The organism is Streptomyces sp. NPDC027663 (genome assembly GCF_055566415.1).
Genome location: NZ_JBVHSK010000003.1, coordinates 416574 through 435895, shown reverse-complemented (window position 1 = coordinate 435895; position 19322 = coordinate 416574). Strand labels below are relative to the sequence as shown.

General features: G+C 72.1%; 15 protein-coding genes. 9 read left to right on the top strand and 6 right to left on the bottom strand.

Translation table 11 applies throughout. The annotated features are described in order from the left end of the window. The first annotated feature begins 12 nt into the window (after positions 1-12). Together ACZ4SF_RS11275 and ACZ4SF_RS11270 are read left to right on the top strand one after the other, a co-directional pair. A complete protein-coding gene (locus tag ACZ4SF_RS11275; protein ID WP_468381438.1) occupies positions 13-1227 on the top strand; it encodes an acetyl-CoA C-acetyltransferase in 1215 nt (404 codons plus the stop codon). Positions 1228-1268: 41 nt separating this feature from the next. After that, positions 1269-3461: a 3-hydroxyacyl-CoA dehydrogenase NAD-binding domain-containing protein gene (locus ACZ4SF_RS11270; RefSeq protein ID WP_468381435.1), complete on the top strand. Its 2193-nt coding sequence runs from the start codon at positions 1269-1271 to the stop codon at positions 3459-3461. On the opposite strand, the gene ACZ4SF_RS11265 is transcribed toward ACZ4SF_RS11270, so the two are convergent. Further along, positions 3447-4154: a MerR family transcriptional regulator gene (locus ACZ4SF_RS11265; RefSeq protein ID WP_468381432.1), complete on the bottom strand. Its 708-nt coding sequence runs from the start codon at positions 4152-4154 to the stop codon at positions 3447-3449. The genes ACZ4SF_RS11270 and ACZ4SF_RS11265 overlap by 15 nt on opposite strands. Before the next feature lie 221 nt (positions 4155-4375). Between ACZ4SF_RS11265 and ACZ4SF_RS11260 the strand changes: the two genes are divergently transcribed. From ACZ4SF_RS11260 to ACZ4SF_RS11250, 3 genes are read left to right on the top strand one after another with little or no spacing between them, the layout of a single operon-like run. After that, a complete protein-coding gene (locus ACZ4SF_RS11260) occupies positions 4376-5851 on the top strand; it encodes an amino acid permease (RefSeq protein WP_468381429.1) in 1476 nt (491 codons plus the stop codon). A 42-nt stretch (positions 5852-5893) separates the two neighbouring features. Next, the gene (locus tag ACZ4SF_RS11255) at positions 5894-6190 is read left to right on the top strand and encodes a macro domain-containing protein (RefSeq protein WP_468381427.1); all 297 of its coding nucleotides are present in this window, start codon (positions 5894-5896) and stop codon (positions 6188-6190) included. Next, positions 6187-7095 (top strand): PfkB family carbohydrate kinase, encoded by a 909-nt coding sequence (locus tag ACZ4SF_RS11250; protein ID WP_468381424.1) that lies wholly within the window; start codon positions 6187-6189, stop codon positions 7093-7095. The genes ACZ4SF_RS11255 and ACZ4SF_RS11250 overlap by 4 nt, the downstream gene beginning before the upstream one ends. A gap of 12 nt (positions 7096-7107) precedes the next feature. On the opposite strand, the gene ACZ4SF_RS11245 is transcribed toward ACZ4SF_RS11250, so the two are convergent. Beyond that, positions 7108-8595 (bottom strand): M1 family metallopeptidase, encoded by a 1488-nt coding sequence (locus tag ACZ4SF_RS11245; RefSeq protein WP_468381421.1) that lies wholly within the window; start codon positions 8593-8595, stop codon positions 7108-7110. A gap of 177 nt (positions 8596-8772) precedes the next feature. On the opposite strand from ACZ4SF_RS11245, the gene ACZ4SF_RS11240 reads away from it, so the two are divergent. Next, a complete protein-coding gene (locus ACZ4SF_RS11240; protein WP_468381419.1) occupies positions 8773-10719 on the top strand; it encodes a Xaa-Pro dipeptidyl-peptidase in 1947 nt (648 codons plus the stop codon). A 220-nt stretch (positions 10720-10939) separates the two neighbouring features. On the opposite strand, the gene ACZ4SF_RS11235 is transcribed toward ACZ4SF_RS11240, so the two are convergent. Beyond that, positions 10940-11854, bottom strand: coding sequence for an FAD-dependent oxidoreductase (locus ACZ4SF_RS11235; protein WP_468382493.1), 915 nt, complete (start codon positions 11852-11854; stop codon positions 10940-10942). A gap of 151 nt (positions 11855-12005) precedes the next feature. Here ACZ4SF_RS11235 and ACZ4SF_RS11230 point away from each other — a divergent pair, with 151 nt between their 5' ends. Further along, positions 12006-13646, top strand: a complete 1641-nt coding sequence (locus tag ACZ4SF_RS11230; protein WP_468381417.1) for an ABC-F family ATP-binding cassette domain-containing protein — start codon at positions 12006-12008, stop codon at positions 13644-13646. A 277-nt stretch (positions 13647-13923) separates the two neighbouring features. On the opposite strand, the gene ACZ4SF_RS11225 is transcribed toward ACZ4SF_RS11230, so the two are convergent. Both ACZ4SF_RS11225 and ACZ4SF_RS11220 read right to left on the bottom strand, forming a co-directional pair. After that, the gene (locus tag ACZ4SF_RS11225; RefSeq protein WP_468381414.1) at positions 13924-16323 is read right to left on the bottom strand and encodes a Tex family protein; all 2400 of its coding nucleotides are present in this window, start codon (positions 16321-16323) and stop codon (positions 13924-13926) included. Positions 16324-16422: 99 nt separating this feature from the next. Beyond that, on the bottom strand, positions 16423-16554 hold the full coding sequence (locus ACZ4SF_RS11220) for an LPFR motif small protein (RefSeq protein ID WP_307788318.1): 132 nt from the start codon (positions 16552-16554) through the stop codon (positions 16423-16425). Positions 16555-16708: 154 nt separating this feature from the next. Here ACZ4SF_RS11220 and ACZ4SF_RS11215 point away from each other — a divergent pair, with 154 nt between their 5' ends. After that, positions 16709-17668 (top strand): GlxA family transcriptional regulator, encoded by a 960-nt coding sequence (locus tag ACZ4SF_RS11215; protein WP_468381411.1) that lies wholly within the window; start codon positions 16709-16711, stop codon positions 17666-17668. A 147-nt stretch (positions 17669-17815) separates the two neighbouring features. Continuing rightward, entirely contained in the window at positions 17816-18451 is a 636-nt protein-coding gene (locus ACZ4SF_RS11210) for a DJ-1/PfpI family protein (RefSeq protein WP_468381408.1), read from the top strand. Here the strand turns inward: ACZ4SF_RS11210 and ACZ4SF_RS11205 are convergent. Further along, positions 18438-19193, bottom strand: coding sequence for an enoyl-CoA hydratase/isomerase family protein (locus ACZ4SF_RS11205; protein ID WP_468381406.1), 756 nt, complete (start codon positions 19191-19193; stop codon positions 18438-18440). The genes ACZ4SF_RS11210 and ACZ4SF_RS11205 overlap by 14 nt on opposite strands. Positions 19194-19322: the final 129 nt, after the last annotated feature.

The following is a 19322-nucleotide window of genomic DNA, read 5'->3' as shown; positions in this document are numbered from 1 at the left end:
AAAGGCACACCAGTGAGCACCGAAGCGTACGTCTACGACGCGATCCGCACCCCGCGTGGCCGCGGCAAGGCGAACGGCGCCCTGCACGGCACGAAGCCCATCGACCTGGTCGTCGGCCTCATCCACGAGATCCGCGACCGCTTCCCCGGCCTGGACCCGGCCGCGATCGACGACGTCGTGCTCGGCGTCGTCGGCCCCGTCGGCGACCAGGGCTCCGACATCGCCCGGATCGCCGCCATCGCCGCCGGACTGCCCGACACCGTCGCGGGCGTCCAGGAGAACCGCTTCTGTGCCTCCGGCCTCGAAGCCGTCAACCTGGCCGCGGCCAAGGTCCGCTCCGGCTGGGAGGACCTGGTCCTCGCGGGCGGTGTCGAGTCCATGTCCCGGGTCCCCATGGCCTCGGACGGCGGCGCCTGGTTCAACGACCCGATGACCAACCTCGCCGTCAACTTCGTGCCCCAGGGCATCGGCGCCGACCTGATCGCCACCATCGGGGGCTTCTCCCGCCGGGACGTGGACGAGTACGCGGCCCTGTCCCAGGAGCGCGCCGCCACCGCCTGGAAGGAAGGCCGCTTCGAGCGCTCGGTCGTCCCCGTGAAGGACCGCAGCGGCCTGGTCGTCCTCGACCACGACGAGCACATGCGGCCCGGCACCACCGCCGACTCCCTCGCCAAGCTGAAGCCGTCGTTCGCGGACATCGGCGAGCTGGGCGGCTTCGACGCCGTCGCGCTGCAGAAGTACCACTGGGTGGAGAAGATCGACCACGTCCACCACGCCGGCAACTCCTCCGGCATCGTGGACGGCGCCTCGCTCGTCGCCATCGGCTCCAAGGAGGTCGGCGAGCGCCACGGCCTCACCCCGCGCGCGCGGATCGTCTCCGCGGCCGTCTCCGGCTCCGAGCCCACCATCATGCTCACCGGCCCCGCTCCCGCCACCCGCAAGGCCCTGGCGAAGGCCGGCCTCACCATCGACGACATCGACCTGGTCGAGATCAACGAGGCGTTCGCCGCGGTCGTGCTGCGCTTCGTGAAGGACATGGGCCTGTCCCTGGACAAGGTCAACGTCAACGGCGGCGCCATCGCCCTCGGCCACCCGCTCGGCGCGACCGGCGCGATGATCCTCGGCACCCTCGTCGACGAACTGGAGCGCCAGGACAAGCGGTACGGCCTCGCCACGCTGTGCGTGGGCGGCGGCATGGGTGTCGCCACCATCATCGAGCGCATCTGAACTCCCTGCGGAACCAAGCGACTTCAACGGAGACGACTGTCATGACCGAGAGCACCACCATCCGCTGGGAGCAGGACGACACCGGGGTCGTCACCCTCGTCCTGGACGACCCGAACCAGTCCGCGAACACCATGAACCAGGCGTTCCGCGACTCCCTCGCCGCGATCACCGACCGTCTGGAGGCGGAGCAGGAGAACATCCGCGGCATCATCTTCACCTCCGCCAAGAAGACCTTCTTCGCGGGCGGCGACCTGCGCGACCTGATCCGGGTCACGCCCGGGACCGCCCAGGAACTGCTCGACGGCGGCCTGGCCATCAAACGCAACCTGCGCCGCATCGAGACTCTCGGCAAGCCGGTCGTCGCGGCGATCAACGGCGCGGCCCTCGGCGGCGGTTTCGAGCTGGCCCTCGCCTGCCACCACCGGGTGGCCCTCGACACCTCCGGCACGAAGATCGGCTGTCCCGAGGTCACCCTCGGCCTGCTGCCCGGAGGCGGCGGTGTCGTCCGTACCGTACGGCTGCTGGGCATCGCGGACGCGCTGCTGAAGGTGCTGCTGCAGGGCCAGCAGTACAACGCGCGGCGCGCCCAGGAGAACGGCCTGGTCCACGAGGTCGCCGCGACCCCCGAGGAACTGCTCGCCAAGGCCCGCGCCTTCATCGACGCCAACCCCGAGTCCCAGCAGCCCTGGGACAAGCCGGGCTACAAGATCCCCGGCGGTACGCCGGCCAACCCGAAGTTCGCCGCCAACCTGCCCGCCTTCCCGGCCACGCTGCGCAAGCAGACGGGCGGCGCCCCCTACCCGGCCCCGCGCAACATCCTCGCCGCCGCCGTCGAGGGCTCCCAGGTCGACTTCGAGACCGCCCAGGTCATCGAGGCCCGCTACTTCGTCGAGCTGGCCGCGGGCCAGACCTCGAAGAACATGATCCAGGCGTTCTTCTTCGACCTCCAGGCCGTCAACTCCGGCGCCAACCGCCCCAAGGGCATCGAGCCCCGCAAGGTCGGCAAGGTCGCCGTGCTCGGCGCCGGCATGATGGGCGCCGGCATCGCCTACGCGTGCGCCCGCGCCGGCATCGACGTCGTCCTCAAGGACGTCGCCCTGGAAGCGGCCGTCAAGGGCAAGGGGTACTCCGAGAAGCTCTGCGCCAAGGCCGTCGCCCGGGGCCGTACCAGCCAGGAGAAGGCCGACGCGCTGCTCGCCCGCATCACGCCCACCGCCGACGCGGCCGACCTCGCCGGCTGTGACGCGGTCATCGAGGCCGTGTTCGAGGACACCGCCCTCAAGCACAAGGTCTTCCAGGAGATCGAGTCCGTCGTCGCCCCCGACGCGCTGCTGTGCTCCAACACCTCCACGCTGCCCATCACCACGCTCGCCGAGGGCGTGCAGCGCCAGGGCGACTTCATCGGGCTGCACTTCTTCTCGCCCGTCGACAAGATGCCGCTGGTCGAGATCATCAAGGGCGAGCGCACCGGCGACGAGGCCCTCGCGCGCGCCTTCGACCTGGTCCGCCAGATCAACAAGACGCCGATCGTCGTCAACGACTCGCGCGGCTTCTTCACCTCCCGGGTGATCGGCCACTTCATCAACGAGGGCGTCGCCATGGTCGGCGAGGGCATCGAGCCCGCCTCCGTCGAACAGGCCGCGGCCCAGGCCGGCTACCCGGCCAAGGTGCTGTCCCTCATGGACGAACTGACCCTCACCCTGCCCCGCAAGATCCGCAACGAGAGCAGGCGCGCCGTGGAGGAGGCGGGCGGCACCTGGACCGCGCACCCGGCGGAGACGGTCATCGACCGCATGGTGGACGAGTTCGGCCGCACCGGCCGCAACGGCGGCGCCGGCTTCTACGACTACACCGAGGACGGCAAGCGGGCCGCGCTCTGGCCGGGCCTGCGCGAGCACTTCACGCGGCCCGGGCACGAGATCCCGTTCCAGGACATGCAGGAGCGCATGCTCTTCGCCGAGGCGCTCGACACCGTGCGCCTGCTGGAGGAGGGCGTGCTGACCTCGGTCGCGGACGCCAACATCGGCTCGATCCTCGGCATCGGCTTCCCCGGCTGGACCGGCGGCGTGCTCCAGTACATCAACGGCTACGAAGGGGGCCTGCCCGGATTCGTGGCCCGCGCGCGGGAGCTGGCCGAGCGCTACGGCGAGCGGTTCACGCCGCCCGCGCTGCTCGTGGAGAAGGCGGAGAAGGGCGAGAAGGGGGAGCCGTTCAGCGACTCAGCCCGCTCCTGACCCCGTGAGCCACTCGCTCAGCTCTTCCCGCAGCGATCGCTGGAAGGTGGTCAGCAGCGCCTGCACCACCAGCGGGTGCATGTGCGCCGACAGGGACTTCACGTCCCGGGCGTCACGCTCCGCGACCTCGCCACGGAAGAGCTGGGAGAGTTCGTGAGCCGCGGCGCGCGAGTGCTCCACGAGCACCTTGCGCGCCGCGAGGATCACCTCCTGCGACAGCGGCACGTCGAGGAGCTGCACGCCCAGCCGCAGCAGCCCGGCGTCCACCCGGAACGTGTCCCCCTCACCCGGCTCGACCACGTTCATCGCCGCCAGCCGCTCCACGTCCTCCTCGTCCAGCGGCCGTCCCGCGCGCTGCTCCAGTTCCCGCCGCGAGACGGTCTCGACCGCGTCGGGCGCCCAGGACGCGACCACCGCGCGGTGGATGGCCAGATCGTGCGGCGTGAGGTCCGCCGGCAGCTGCCGCAGATACCGGTCGATCGCCGCCAGCGTCATGCCCTGCTGCTGCAGCTCCTCGATGAGCGCCAGCCGCGCCACATGACCGGGCCCGTAGCGGCCCACCCGGCGCGGGCCGATCTCCGGCGGCGGGAGCAGCCCCTTGCTGCCGTAGAAGCGGACGGTACGGACGGTCACGCCCGCCCGCGCGGCCAGCTCGTCGATCGTGAGGGTGGGCTCCCCGGTCTCGGTCGTCATGTGCAGCAGTATCGCTGTCTCACCATTGCTGTGAAACCGGGGAAGAGCGCGTGTCGACCATGTGAGAAGAACCGCTCTGTGACCTGGACCACCGCATATCGGCTGAACCCTCTGGGAAGCTGCTGCCTTGGTCTGTACCGCGACACCAGGGTGGTGCGGGCCGGGACCTGCACGACCCCCGGACCCACGAGGTCCGGGCGCACCAGGAAGTGGAACCACCCGTGAGCAAGAAAGCCGTGGAATCGGCACAGGCCGCCCCGCACACTCCGGCGGCCGGGACGCCCGCGGACGCGGGCGACGCCGGCTACAGCAAGGACCTCAAGGCCCGCCACGTCAACATGATCGCCATCGGCGGCGCCATCGGCACCGGACTCCTCCTCGGAGCAGGCGGCCGGCTGCACAACGCGGGCCCTGCGCTCGCCCTGGCCTACCTGGTCTGCGGCGTCTTCGCCTTCTTCGTCGTCCGGGCGCTCGGCGAACTGGTCCTGTACCGCCCGTCCTCCGGGTCCTTCGTGTCCTACGCCCGTGAGTTCCTCGGCGAGAAGGGCGCCTACGTCGCCGGCTGGATGTACTTCCTGAACTGGTCGACCACCGGCATCGCCGACATCACCGCGATCGCGCTCTACACGCACTACTGGAGCATGTTCACCTCCATCCCGCAGTGGGTGCTGGCACTGATCGCCCTCGCGGTGGTCCTCGCCGTGAACCTGATCTCGGTGAAGATCTTCGGCGAGATGGAGTTCTGGTTCGCGATCATCAAGGTCGCGACCATCGTCGGCTTCATGCTGATCAGCATTTTCCTGCTCGCCACCCAGCACAAGGTCGGCGGCCACACCCCCGGCCTGAGCATCGTCACCGACAACGGCGGCGTGTTCCCGCACGGCGTGATGCCGGTCGTCCTGGTCATGCAGGGCGTGATCTTCGCCTACGCCGCCCTGGAGCTGGTCGGCGTGGCCGCCGGCGAGACCGCCGAGCCGGAGAAGGTCGTCCCGCGCGCGGTGAACTCGATCATGTGGCGCGTGGGCCTGTTCTACGTCGGCTCGGTCGTGCTGCTCGCCCTGCTGCTGCCCGGCTCGGTCTACTCCGCCGACCAGAGCCCGTTCGTGACCGTGCTGTCCAAGATCGGCGTTCCGGCGGCCGGTGACGTGATGAACCTGGTCGTGCTCACCGCCGCCATGTCCTCGCTGAACTCCGGTCTGTACTCCACCGGCCGCATCCTGCGCTCCATGGCCATGGCCGGGTCCGCCCCCAAGTTCACCGCCCGCATGAACCGCAGCCAGGTGCCCTACGGCGGCATCCTGCTGACCTGTGCGGTCTGTGTGCTCGGCGTCGGCCTGAACTACCTGATGCCCGGCCAGGCCTTCGAGATCGTGCTGAACGTCGCCTCCCTCGGCATCATCAGCACCTGGGTGATCATCATGCTCTGCCACATGCTGTTCGTCCGCCGCGCCCGCGAGGGCCTGGTGAGCCGCCCGCACTTCCAGCTGAAGTTCAGCCCGGTCACGGAGATCGCCACGATCGCCTTCCTGCTGATCTGCCTCGGCATGATGTGGAACGACCCGGAGGTCGGCCGCAAGACCCTGCTCCTGATCCCGGTGATCGCGGTCATGCTGGTCGCCGGCTGGTTCGGGGTGCGTCGCCGGGTGTCGCAGAACGCCGAGCAGGAGCTGTCGCGGATGTCGACGGGCACGAAGTAGCACCTCGGAGCCACTGTCTGTGGCACCGGCTACGGTGGCGTCATGCCGGAGATCATCTGCCTCCGGGGTGACGCCACCACGCCGTTCAGCAAGGGCCCCAAGGTCATCGCCCACGTCTGCAACAGCGAGGGCGTCCCCATGCGCTACGAGGTGATCGACACCGCCCTCGCGCGCCTCGCCGGCGAAGTGACCGGACTCGGTGCGTCGGTGCCCATGCGCCGCATAGGCTGCGTCCCGGCGGGCGGCAAGTGGTCCCGCGTGGAGCCGCTCATCACGGAACGCCTGGTGCGGCGGGGGATCCCGGTCACGGTGTACGACCACGGGGAGGGCGGCGGATGACTCTGCGGAGCGATGTGCTCGTGCTGGGGGGCGCGGGGGTGGACACGATCGTCCGCGTCCCCGAGCTGCCCCTGCCGTACGCCGACAGCTACATGATCGACTCCGGGATCCGCACCCGCGCCGGGCAGACCGGCGACTTCGTGGCCCTGGGTCTGGCGAGGCTCGGCCTGGACACCCACCACCTCGACCTGCTCGGCGACGACCCCGAGGGCGACCTCGTGCGCGCCCTGCACCGGGAGAACGGCATCGCCCTCACCGCGCTGCCGCAGCCCGCCGGGACCAAGCGTGCGGCCAACCTCGTCGGCCCCGACGGACGCCGCCTCTCCCTGTACGACACGAGCCGAACCCACCCCGGCGACCGCTTCCCGGAGGCCACCCTGCGCGAGCTGGCCGCCGCCAGCCGGCATGTGCACGTGACCATCACCCAGCCGTGCGCCGAGGCCCTGCCGGTCCTGGCCGGGGCCGGCGTCCCGCTCTCCACGGACCTGCACGACTGGGACGGCGAGAACCCGTACCACGAGCCGTTCGCGCACGCCGCCGACGTCGTCTTCCTGTCGGCCACCGCCCTCGCCGATCCCGAGCGGACCATGCGGCGGATCGCCGAGCGCGGCCGCGCCGGGACCGTCGTCGCCACCGCCGGGGCGGACGGCGCGTACCTGCTGGCCGGCGGCGAGCTGACCCGGGTACCCGCGGTGACCCCGCCCGCGCCGGTGGTCGACTCCAACGGCGCGGGTGACGCCTTCGCCGCCGCGTTCCTCTACGGCCGGCTCAGCGGCGAACCGCCCGGGCGATGCGCCGCGTACGGGGCGATCGCCGGTGCATACGCCTGCACGGTCCCGGCCTCGCGCGCGGACGCGATAGGCCGCGACGAGCTACTGGCGCGGGCGGCCGTGCCGCACCGGTGAGGCGCCCGCCGGTCAGTGCTCGTGCGCGTCGTTGGTGGCCTCGATCTTCTTCCACGACTTCGGCTGGGCCACCGCCGTCCCCGGCTTCGCCAGTGAGCGGGCCCCGGGCGCGGCCGGCTTGGACGGCTGGAACAGCCAGCTGTCGAACAGCGCTGCCAGGGGCTTGCCGGACACCCGCTCGGCGTACCGCTGGAAGTCGGCCACCGAGGCGTTGCCGTACGCGTGCTCCTGCGGCCAGCCCTTCAGGATCGCGAAGAAGGCGTCGTCACCGATCTCGTTGCGCAGCGCCTGGATGGCCAGGGCACCCCGGTCGTACACGGCGATGTCGAACTGGGCGTCCGCGCCCGGGTCGCCGGGCGCGACCGTCCAGAACGGGTCGTTCGCCGGGTGCGAGGCGTACACGTAGTCGGCCAGCTGCTGCGCGGTGCCCTCGCCCTCGTGCTCGGACCACAGCCACTGCGCGTACCGGGCGAAGCCCTCGTTGACCCAGATGTCCTTCCAGTCCTTCAGCGACACGTCGTCGCCGTACCACTGGTGGGCCAGCTCGTGCACGACCACGGAGGCGTTGGAACCGTTCGCGAACTGCCGTGGGCTGTAGTAGACCCGGGTCTGCGTCTCCAGCGCGTACCCGGTGGTGGTGTTCGGGACGTACCCGCCGGCGCTGCTGAACGGATACGGCCCGAAATAGCCGCTCAGCCAGTCCACGATCTCCCCGGTGCGCTCCACGCTCGCCCGCGCGGCCCCGTCGTTGTCGCCGAGGTCCTTGCTGTAGGCGTTGATGACGGGCACGCCGCCGTCGGAGGTACCGGTGGTGATGTCGAACTTCCCGAGCGCGAGAGTGGCCAGATAGGTCGCCTGCGGCTTGTTCTGCCGCCAGTTGTAGCGGGTCCAGCCCAGCCGCGAAGAGGTCGACTGCAGGGTGCCGTTGGAGATGGCCTGGGTGCCGTCCGGGACGGCCACCGACACGTCGTAGGTGGCCTTGTCGCGCGGGTGGTCGTTGCTCGGGAACCACCACCAGGCGGCCTCGGGCTCGTCGGCGGCCACCGCGCCGTCCGGTGTGCGGTGCCAGGTGGTGATGCCGTAGGCGCTCTTGGCCGAGGGCACGCCGCTGTAGCGGACGACGACCGTGACCGGTGTGCCCTTGGCCAGCGGGGTCTTCGGGGTGACGACCAGTTCGTGCTGGCCGGACGTCGCGAAGGAGGCCTTGGCGCCGTTGACCCGGACCTCGCTCACGTCCAGCAGGAAGTCCAGGTCGAAGCTGGACAGGTCCTGGGTGGTCCTCGCCAGGATCGTCGCCGTGCCCTGCAACTCGTCCGTCTTCGGCTGGTACTGCAGCCTCAGGTCGTAGTGCGCGACGTCGTAGCCGCCGTTGCCGTAGTTCGGGTAGTAGGGGTCGCCGATGCCCGGCGCGCCCGCGGAGTGGCTCGCGGCCGATGCCGGGATCGCCAGCAGGAGGGAGGCCGCCGCCAGTGCGCCCGGCGCGATGATTCTGCGGTGCACGTCAGCTCCAAGTCGTCAGGACTGCACGTCCGTTCGGAGAGGTCTTTTCGGAGCCTATTCAGTCCCTGTGACCACTGGCCTGTCCATGACCCCGGCTGTCACACGATCGCCATTCAGCCGTCACGACTCACGGAAAGGCGTCTTCTGCGCCGCAGTTGACCGGAGTACCGTCCGCGCATGCCGACACGCATGCGCTCCAGGACCTGGAGAACGCTCGTCACAGCCGCCGTCACCGCCCTGACGGCCCTCTTCCTCACCCCGTCCGCCGCCCGGGCCACGCCCCGGGAGAGCAGACCCGTCTACTCCTACACCGACGCCGTCCGCGAGTCGGTGTGGGTGGACACGGGCCTCGACGAGGACGGCGACGGACACACCGACCGCGTCGCCGCCGACATCGTCCGCCCCTCCGAACCCGCCCGGCAGGGCCGCAAGGTGCCCGTCATCATGGACGCCAGCCCCTACTACTCCTGCTGCGGACGCGGCAACGAGAGCCAGCGCAAGACGTACGACGCGCGGGGCCATGTCGTCCGGATGCCGCTGTACTACGACAACTACTTCGTGCCCCGCGGCTACGCCTTCGTCGGTGTCGACCTCACCGGCACCAACCGCTCCGACGGCTGCGTGGACGTGGGTGGCCGCTCCGACATCCAGTCCGCCAAGGCCGTCGTCGACTGGCTGAACGGCCGCGCGAGCGCGTACACCAGCCGCACGGGCGGCACTCCCGTGAAGGCCGGCTGGACCAACGGCCGCACGGGCATGATCGGCAAGAGCTGGGACGGCACGATCGCCAACGGGGTCGCCGCCACGGGCGTCAAGGGCCTGAGGACCGTCGTCCCGATCAGCGCCATCTCCTCCTGGTACGACTACTACTTCGCCCAGGGCGCCCCGCTCTACGAGGGCGGCCCCGACGAACTGGCCGGCTACGTCGAGAGCGACGACGCCCAGGCCCACTGCGCGGCCGTACAGCGCAAGCTGGCCGACGGCAGCCCGCGCAGCGGCGACTGGACCCCGCTGTGGACCGAGCGGGACTACGTCAAGGACGCGTCGAAGGTGCGCGCCAGCGTGTTCCTGGTCCACGGGATGCAGGACCTCAACGTCCGCAGCAAGCACTTCGGACAGTGGTGGGACGCCCTGGCGAAGCACGGCGTCGAGCGGAAGATCTGGCTCTCCCAGACCGGTCACGTCGACCCGTTCGACTACCGGCGCGGCGCCTGGGTCGACACCCTGCACCGCTGGTTCGACCACGAACTCCTCGGCTACGACAACGGCATCGACCGCGAGCCCATGGCCGACGTCGAACGCCACCCCGACCAGTGGGTCACCTCCTCGGCCTGGCCCCCGCACGGCACCCGCACCACCGTCCTGCACCCGGCCTCCGGCAGCCACGCAGGCGTCGGCACACTCGGCCTGCGCCCCGCGACCGGCACCGAGAAGTTCACGGACGACCCGCGGCTGAGCGAGACGGAGTGGGCCGCACACCTGGCCACCGCCACCCCGGAGAAGGCCGGCTTCCTCACCGCACCGCTCACCCGCCCCCTGCGCCTGTCCGGCTCCTCCCGGGTGACCGTCACCGTCACCCCGACCACCACTTCGGCCCACCTGTCCGCCGTCCTGGTCGACCTCGGCCCGGACACCATCCGCGACTACGCCGACAGCGCCGAGGGCATCACCACCCTCGACAACCGCACCTGCTGGGGCGCGAGCACGGCCGGGGACAGCGCCTGCTTCAAGGAGACCAGGGCGAAGACGGCCGCGGTCGACTACACGCTGGTCAGCCGCGGCTGGGCCGACCTCGGCCACCACGCCTCGCTCGGCAAGGGCGTGCCCCTCACCCCCGGCAAGGCCTACACGATGACCGTCGGCCTGGCGGCCACCGACCACGTCGTCCCCGAGGGGCACCGCCTCGCCCTGATCGTCGCCGGCACGGACAAGGACCTCATCGACCCACCGTCCACCCGGCCGACCCTCACCCTGGACCTCTCCCGTACGACGGTGAGGCTCCCGCTGGTGGGCGGAGCGGCGGCGTTCGCCCAGGCCGCCTCCGGCAACGCCACCGCCCCCGCGCCGACGGACCTGGACGGCGTTCGCGCACCACGCGCCGCCCGGCACGTCCCGACGGGCTGAGGCCTCGGGCGGCCGGGAGCGCAGGCCTCCGGCCGCCTGCCGCGTTCGGGCACCGCTGCCTGCGGCGCCGGGCCGGGCGGCCGGCCGTGGTGTCCGGCTGCGGGCCGTGGTGGGCTGGTCGCGCAGTTCCCCGCGCCCCTTCGGCGCGCTGCGCTACCGCACGACCGATCAGCCAGGCCGCCGCTTGCTCAGGCCGACGCTCGCTCAGGCGGCCGGTCGCTCAAGCCGCCGGGAACGCCAGGTCGGCCGCCTTTCGGGCGCATCCCCACGCCACGGTGATCCCGGCCCCGCCATGGCCGTAGTTGTGCACCAGTACGCGTCCGTCCGGCAGGGGCCGGCGCTCCAGGCGTACCGCGGGGCGGGCCGGCCGTAGTCCGACCCGGTGGGCCAGAACCCGCGCCCCTGCGATCTCCGGACGGACCCCGGCACACCGGGCGACGATCGCCGAGGCGACCTCCGGATCCGGCTCCAGGGACCAGTCGTCCTCCTCCGCCGTGCCTCCCAGGATGAGCCCGCCCGGCTGCGGGATGAAGTAGGTGGAGGCGGCGGACGGGTGGTCGACGGACGTGAACCACGTCGTGACGCCCGGGTTCTCCACCACGACGAGCTGCCCGCGCACCGGATGCACAGTGGGATCCGGCACCAGCGCACGGGCGCCCAGCCCGGTGCAGTTGACCACGACGGCGGCAGGCACGGCGGCCAGGTCGGTCACCTCGCGCTCTTCCACCACCCCGCCCGCCTTGGCCAGCCGCTCCCGCAGCCACCCCAGGTGCACCGGCATGTCGATCACCGGCAGCCGCGCCGCCAGCCCGCCCGGCACCGCCCGCAGCCCCGGCACCCGGCCCGCCCACGTCCCCAGCTCGTCCAGCCGGGCCCCCTGGTGCAGGCCCTCGGCCAGGCGGACGCCCGTCTCGGCGGGACGCGCCGCCGACTCCTCGTACACGGTGAGGGACTCCAGCGCCCACGCGCCCACCAGGGGCTCCGGCTCGATGCGGTACGGCCACCACAGGCCGCCGGCGACCGCCGACGTCGTGCGCTCGGCCGGCTCCCGCGCCCAGACCCGCACCCGCCGCCCCGACTCGGCCAGCAGCACGGCCGTCGTCAGCCCGGCGATCCCACCCCCGACCACGATCACTTCGTCACTCGGCTCACTGTCCACACCGGGACCATAGGACTTGCGCGGCCAAGTCCGTCAGACCGGCGAGCGGGGCACGTGCCCGGCTTTGGTGACCGGCGGACCGCCACGGCTGGGGACGCAGGCGCGGGCCATTAGGATCGGCGTTCTCATGACTGCCACCCTCGTTGCCAAGAACCTCGCCGCCGGGCACGGCGACCGCGCCCTCTTCTCCGGGCTCGACCTGGTCGTCGCGCCCGGCGATGTGATCGGGCTGGTCGGCGCCAACGGCGCGGGCAAGTCGACCCTGCTGCGGATGCTCGCCGGGCTCACCCCGCCCGAGCAGGGCGAACTCAGGCTGTCCCCGCCCGCCGCGACCGTCGGCCACCTGCCGCAGGAACCGGAACGCAGGCCGGGGGAGACGGTCCGGGAGTTCCTGGCCCGCCGCACCGGCGTCGCCGAGGCCCAGCGGATCATGGACACGGCCACCCAGGCGCTGGTCGACGGCGCGCCCGGCGCCGACGACGCCTACGCCGCGGCCCTCGAGCGCTGGCTGGGCCTCGGCGGCGCCGACCTGGAGGAACGCGCCGAGGAGGTCGCCGACTCCCTGGGCCTGGCCGTGGACCTGGACCAGCCGATGACCGCCCTCTCCGGCGGTCAGGCGGCCCGCGCCGGCCTCGCCTCCCTGTTGCTCTCCCGCTACGACGTCTTCCTCCTGGACGAGCCCACGAACGACCTCGACCTGGACGGCCTGGAACGTCTGGAAGGGTTCGTCAAGGGCCTGCGTGCGGGCACGGTCGTCGTCAGCCACGATCGCGAGTTCCTCACCCGCACGGTCACCAGGGTTCTCGAACTCGACCTCGCCCAGCAGCAGATCAACCTCTACGGCGGTGGCTACGAGGCCTATCTGGACGAGCGGGACGTAGCCCGCCGGCACGCCCGCGAGGAGTACGAGGAGTACGCCGACAAGAAGGCCGCCCTCCAGGACCGCGCACAGATGCAGCGCGCCTGGATGGACAAGGGCGTGAAGAACGCCCGCCGGAAGGGCGGCAACGACAACGACAAGATCGGCCGCAAGTTCCGCAGCGAGGCCAGCGAGAAGCAGGCCGCCAAGGCCCGCCAGACCCAGCGCATGATCGAGCGCCTGGACGTGGTCGAGGAGCCGCGCAAGGAGTGGGACCTGCGCATGGAGATCGCCTCCGCCCCGCGCTCCGGCGCGGTCGTGGCGACCCTGCGGGACGCCGAGGTCCGGCGCGGCGACTTCACCTTCGGCCCGGTGTCCCTGCAGATCGACTGGGCGGACCGGATCGCGGTCACCGGGGCCAACGGCGCCGGCAAGTCCACCCTGCTCGGCGCGCTGCTCGGCCGGGTGCCGCTCGACTCCGGCCATGCCGCCCTCGGTTCCGGCGTCCTGGTCGGCGAGGTCGACCAGGCCCGCAAGCTGTTCCACGGCACCGAGACCCTGCTGGACGCGTTCTGTGCGGCCGTCCCGGACACCGAACCGGTGGAGGTCCGCACCCTGCTCGCCAAGTTCGGTCTGAAGTCCGGCCATGTGCTGCGCCCGGCAGCGACCCTCTCCCCGGGCGAACGCACCCGCGCCGCCCTGGCGTTGCTCCAGGGCCGCGGCGTCAACCTCCTCGTCCTGGACGAGCCGACGAACCACCTGGACCTGCCGGCCATCGAGCAGCTGGAGTCGGCCCTCGACGCCTACGAGGGCACGCTGCTGCTCGTCACCCATGACCGGCGCATGCTGGACGCGGTCCGGGTGACCCGCCGCCTGGAGGTCGCGGACGGCAAGGTGACCGAGCGCTAGCGGCGCAGGGCCGGGAACGGCCGAGGGTCCGCCGGAGGCCGAGAGCCGACCAGGGCCGCGGGGTGATCAGGGAGCCGGAGGCCGGGCGACCCGCGCGGCCTCCTTCGCGGCCCGCTCCACCCGCTCGACGTGCCCGGGACCGAACGGTGCCGTGTTGCGGCCGTCCTGCCCACGGGGAGGTGGGGCCGACCCGGGCGGGAGGCGAGGCCGGTCCGGGCGAGAGGCCGGTCCGGGCCGGTCCGGGCGAGGTGGCTTGCCCGGACCGGCCCCACGGCCGTCAGCGCTTCTTCGGGTCGAGCAGTCCGGCCCTACGCAGGGCGTCCGCCATCGCGCTGTTCCCCGGTGCCGGCGCCTGGCGCGCGCCCCGGTCGCCGCCCCGGTCGCCGCCGCGGCCCTCGCGCCGGCCCTGGCCGCCGCCCTGCCGCTGCTGGGGCGGGCGGGCGCCGCCGCCGCGCTGCTGCCGGCCGCCGCCCTGCCCCTGGGGTGCCGCCTCGTCGTCGAGACGCAGGGTCAGCCCGATGCGCTTGCGCGGGATGTCCACGTCCAGGACCTTCACCTTGACGATGTCACCGGGCTTGACCACATCGCGCGGGTCCTTGACGAACGTCTTCGACATGGCCGACACGTGCACCAGGCCGTCCTGGTGGACGCCGATGTCCACGAACGCGCCGAACGCGGCCACGTTCGTCACCACGCCCTCCAGGATCATCCCGGCGGACAGGTCGGAGATCTTCTCCACGCCCTCCTTGAAGGTGGCCGTCTTGAAGGCGGGTCGCGGGTCGCGGCCCGGCTTCTCCAGCTCCTTCAGGATGTCCGTCACGGTCGGCAGACCGAACGTGTCGTCCACGAAGTCGGCGGGCCGCAGCGAGCGCAGCACACCCGTGTTGCCGACGAGGGAGGCCACCTCCTGGCCCGCGGTCTTCACCATGCGGCGGACCACCGGATACGCCTCGGGGTGCACGCTGGAAGCGTCCAGCGGGTCCACACCGTCCCGGATGCGCAGGAAGCCCGCGCACTGCTCGTACGCCTTCGGGCCGAGCCGCGCCACCTTCTTCAGCTCGGCGCGCGACGTGAACGGCCCGTTCGCGTCCCGGTGCGCGACGATGTTCTCGGCGAGCCCGGCGGAAACGCCCGACACCCGCGAAAGCAGCGGCACGGACGCGGTGTTGACGTCCACGCCGACGCCGTTCACACAGTCCTCCACGACCGCGTCCAGCGAGCGGGACAGCTTCACCTCGGACAGGTCGTGCTGGTACTGCCCGACACCGATCGACTTCGGGTCGATCTTCACCAGCTCGGCCAGCGGGTCCTGCAGCCGGCGGGCGATGGAGACCGCTCCGCGCAGTGACACGTCCATGTCCGGCAGCTCCTGCGAGGCGTACTGCGACGCCGAGTACACGGACGCGCCGGCCTCGGACACCATCACCTTGGTGAGCTTCAGATCGGGGTGCCGGGCGATGAGTTCACCGGCGAGCTTGTCGGTCTCCCGGGACGCCGTGCCGTTGCCGATGGCGACCAGTTCGACCGCGTGCTCCCTGGCCAGCTGCGCCAGCTTGGCGATCGCCTCGTCCCACTTGTTGGCCGGGACGTGCGGGTGGACGACGTCCGTGGCGACGACCTTGCCGGTCGCGTCGACCACGGCGACCTTCACGCCCGTACGGAAACCGGGGTCCAGGCCGAGCGTCGCGCGGGTGCCGGCGGGGGCGGCCAGCAGCAGGTCGCGCAGGTTCGCGGCGAACACGTTCACCGCCTCGTCCTCGGCCGCCGTACGCAGCCGCAGCCGCAGGTCGATGCCGAGGTGGACCAGGATCCGGGTGCGCCAGGCCCAGCGGACCGTGTCCTTCAGCCACTTGTCGGCCGGGCGGCCCCTGTCGGCGATCCCGAACTTCGCGGCGACGATCCCCTCGTACGAGGACGGCCCGTCCGTGGGCTCCTCCGGCTCCAGGACGAGGTCCAGCACCTCCTCCTTCTCGCCGCGCAGCATCGCCAGGATCCGGTGCGAGGGCAGCTCCGTGAACGGCTCGGCGAAGTCGAAGTAGTCGGCGAACTTGGCGCCCGCCTCCTCCTTGCCTTCGCGCACCCTGGCGGCCAGCCGCCCGCGGACCCACATGCGCTCGCGCAGTTCGCCGATCAGGTCGGCGTCCTCGGAGAACCGCTCGGTGAGGATGGCTCGCGCGCCTTCCAGTGCGGCCTGCGGATCGGCGACGCCCTTGTCGGCGTCCACGAACGCGGCGGCCGCGGCCGCCGGCTCGACCGACGGGTCGCCCAGCAGCCCCTCCGCGAGCGGCTCCAGGCCCGCCTCACGGGCGATCTGCGCCTTGGTGCGCCGCTTGCGCTTGAAGGGGAGGTAGATGTCCTCCAGCCGCGCCTTGGTCTCGGCGCCGCGAATGCGGGCCTCGAGCTCCTCGGTGAGCTTGCCCTGCTCCCGGACCGACTCCAGGATCGCGGTCCGCCGCTCCTCCAGCTCCCGCAGATAGCGCAGCCGCTCCTCGAGCGTGCGCAGCTGCGCGTCGTCGAGCATCTCGGTCGCTTCCTTGCGGTAGCGGGCGATGAAGGGCACCGTCGAACCGCCGTCGAGCAGTTCCACCGCGGCCTTCACCTGCCGCTCCCGTACGCCGAGCTCCTCGGCGATCCTGCCTTCGATGGACCCTGCTGCCAGGGACCCGGGTGTCGTCACGCCGTACCGCCTTCTCCACTGGGGTTGCGCGGCAATTGTGGCAGGTGACGCCGACAACCGGGGATCAGGGCGGCACGCGGCGGGCCGCCGGGCCCGTTGTCAGGCCCGGCTGCCGCGCGTGGTGGACGACGCTCCGCCGAACAGCCGGGCGGCCGCCCGGAACGGCAGCGTGACCACCGTGGCGGCAGCCCCGCCCACCTGCCGCAGTACGTCTGCAATGGCACGGAACACGAGAACCTCTCCTTTGCGCATGGTCGTTCCGCCCGGTCCCGGTGACCGGGCGGGGTCCGGGTACCTCCGCGGGGCGCCGGGGAACCCCCTGATGGCAGAAAAGGTGGGAAAGGAGTCGTTGCGGCCGTTCCCGCGGCCGCCAAGAATCGAGGTCATGGCGCAGCGAACGCTCCTCTTCGTGCTCTTCGACGGTGTCCAGAGCCTCGACCTCACCGGCCCCCTGGAGGTCTTCGCCGGAGCGGAGACGCACACCCCGGGCTCGTACCGCATCCGCACGGCCTCCCTGGACGGCGGACCGGTGCGCTCCTCCAGCGGGCTGACCCTCGTACCGGACGGTTCCCTGGCGGACGCCGCCGATCCGCACACCCTGCTGGTGCCCGGCGGGGAGGGCACCCGCGACCCGGACCCGCGGCTGGTGGAGTGGCTGCGCGGGCACGGTCCGCGGGCGCGGCGCCTGGTCTCCGTCTGCACCGGCGCCGTACCGCTGGCGCGGGCCGGACTCCTGGACGGCCGGCGGGTCACGACGCACTGGGCGTACTGCGACCATCTCGCCCGGAAGCATCCCGCCGTCCGGGTCGATCCCGACCCGATCTTCGTCCGGGACGGGAACGTGGTCACCTCGGCCGGGGTCACCGCGGGCATCGACCTCGCACTGGCACTGGTCGAGGAGGATCTGGGCCGGGAGGCGGCGCTGACCGTCGCCCGCCACCTGGTGGTGTTCCTGCGCCGGCCGGGCAACCAGGCCCAGTTCAGCGCCCAGCTCAGCGCCCAGACGGCCCGGCGCGAGCCGCTCCGCGAGGTCCAGCAGTGGATCACCGAGCATCCGGACGGCGACCTCGGCGTGGAGGCGCTGGCCGCTCGCGCCGCCCTCTCACCACGCCACTTCGCCCGTGCCTTCCAGGCCGAGACGGGAACGACACCCGGCCGGTACGTCGACCAGGTCCGCCTCGAACATGCGCGCCGCCTGCTGGAGGACACCAGCGACGGCATCGAGCGGATCGCCCGTGCCAGCGGCTACGGCACGCCGGAGGCCATGCGCCGCGCCTTCCTGCGCACCCTGGGCGTCTCCCCGGCCGAGTACCGGCGCCGCTTCCGCCCGGCCCCCGTCACCTGACCGACCGTCACCCCCGAGGAATTCCGAGAAACCACACCCGTACCCGGACCCGCAGACCCCCAGACCCCCAGAACCAAAGACCTCCAGGGACCCCGAGAGATCCCGAAAGACCCCGGTCCCGAGAGACCCCGAGAGACAAGGAACCTCATGCAGATCGCCATCGTCCTCTACGACCGCTTCACCGCCCTCGACGCCGTCGGCCCCTACGAGACCCTCGGCCGGCTCCCCGACTCCGAGACGGTGTTCGTCGCCGAGCGCACCGGACCCGTCCGCACCGACACCGGGAATCTGGCGCTCACCGCCGACCGCTGCCTCGCCGACGTGCCGTCCCCGGACATCGTGATCGTGCCCGGCGGCCCCGACCAGACGCCGCAGATGGAGAACCCGGCCCTGCTGGACTGGCTGCGCACGGCCGACGCCACCAGCACCTGGACCACCTCGGTGTGCACGGGCTCGCTGCTGCTGGCCGCCGCCGGACTGCTGCGGGGCCGCCGGGCCGCCTCGCACTGGCTGGCCCTGGACCAGCTGCGCCGCTTCGGGGCCGAACCGACGGGGGAACGGGTGGTCATGGACGGCAAGTACGTCACCGCGGCGGGCGTGTCGTCCGGCATCGACATGGGCCTCACCCTGCTCGGCACCATCGCCGGCGACGAACACGCCCAGTCCGTCCAGCTGTTGACCGAGTACGACCCGCAACCGCCGTACGACGCCGGGTCCCCGGAGAAGGCGCCGGCGCACCTGGTCGAGAAGTGGCGTGCGGCGAGCCACCTCATCCTGAGGTAGAAACGCTCCAGGTGAAGCGTGGCTGACGGCGCTCCAGGAACGCGGCGATGCCCTCCGCGGCCTCGTCGTGGCCGCGGGCCCGCTCGGCCCAGTGGGCGTCCCGGTCCACCCTGCCGTTCACGTACTCCTTCGCGGCGGCCTGGGTGAGCTGCGAGCGGGACACCAGCACCCGGGTCAGCTCGGCGACACGTGCCTCCAGCCGGCCCTGGGGCAGCACCTCGTCCACGAGCCCGGTGCGCAGCGCGCGTCCGGCGTCGATCAGTTCGGCGGTGAACAGCAGGTACTTGGCGGTGGAGGGCCCCACGAGCGACGCCAGCAGCCGGGTCGAGGAGGCCGGGTAGACGAGGCCGAGCCGCGCCGGTGTCACCCCGAACAGCGAACCCTCCTCCGCGAGCCGCAGATCGCAGGCCACCGCCAGCTGCGCGCCGCCGCCCACACAGTGCCCGTGCACGGCGGCGACGGTCGGCTTGGGGAACGCGGCCAGCGCCTCCTCGGCCGCCACCGCGAGGGCCTGCGGCCCCTCGGGCGTCTCCCGCAGCGAGGTGATGTCCGCGCCGGCGCAGAACGTCCCGCCCTCGCCGGTCAGCACCAGCGCCCGTACCTCCGGGTCGGCCGCGAACCGGTCCAGCAGGGGCGGCAGGGCACGCCACATCGCCGCCGTCATGGCGTTGCGCCGGGCCGGATGGCGGATGACCACGGTGGCGACGGAGTCGACGACCTCATGCGACAGCTGGGGCTCCATGCGGCGATGCTATCGACCGGGTCCGCCGGGCCGGCCGGTGCCTCCCGCCGCGAGGCACGCCGTCGTCGTCGCCCCGGGACACGCGGGGAACGGCATGCCGAACCCGTACAACCCGACTAGTTCGCGAAC

What these genes read in the sequence shown, in the direction of transcription:
- ACZ4SF_RS11270 (WP_468381435.1), top strand. Translation starts at nt 1,269, where the DNA reads ATGACCGAGAGCACCACCATCCGCTGGGAGCAGGACGACACCGGGGTC.
- ACZ4SF_RS11265 (WP_468381432.1), bottom strand. Translation starts at nt 4,154, where the DNA reads ATGACGACCGAGACCGGGGAGCCCACCCTCACGATCGACGAGCTGGCC.
- ACZ4SF_RS11255 (WP_468381427.1), top strand. Translation starts at nt 5,894, where the DNA reads ATGCCGGAGATCATCTGCCTCCGGGGTGACGCCACCACGCCGTTCAGC.
- ACZ4SF_RS11250 (WP_468381424.1), top strand. Translation starts at nt 6,187, where the DNA reads ATGACTCTGCGGAGCGATGTGCTCGTGCTGGGGGGCGCGGGGGTGGAC.
- ACZ4SF_RS11240 (WP_468381419.1), top strand. Translation starts at nt 8,773, where the DNA reads ATGCCGACACGCATGCGCTCCAGGACCTGGAGAACGCTCGTCACAGCC.
- ACZ4SF_RS11230 (WP_468381417.1), top strand. Translation starts at nt 12,006, where the DNA reads ATGACTGCCACCCTCGTTGCCAAGAACCTCGCCGCCGGGCACGGCGAC.
- ACZ4SF_RS11215 (WP_468381411.1), top strand. Translation starts at nt 16,709, where the DNA reads ATGGCGCAGCGAACGCTCCTCTTCGTGCTCTTCGACGGTGTCCAGAGC.
- ACZ4SF_RS11210 (WP_468381408.1), top strand. Translation starts at nt 17,816, where the DNA reads ATGCAGATCGCCATCGTCCTCTACGACCGCTTCACCGCCCTCGACGCC.
- ACZ4SF_RS11205 (WP_468381406.1), bottom strand. Translation starts at nt 19,193, where the DNA reads ATGGAGCCCCAGCTGTCGCATGAGGTCGTCGACTCCGTCGCCACCGTG.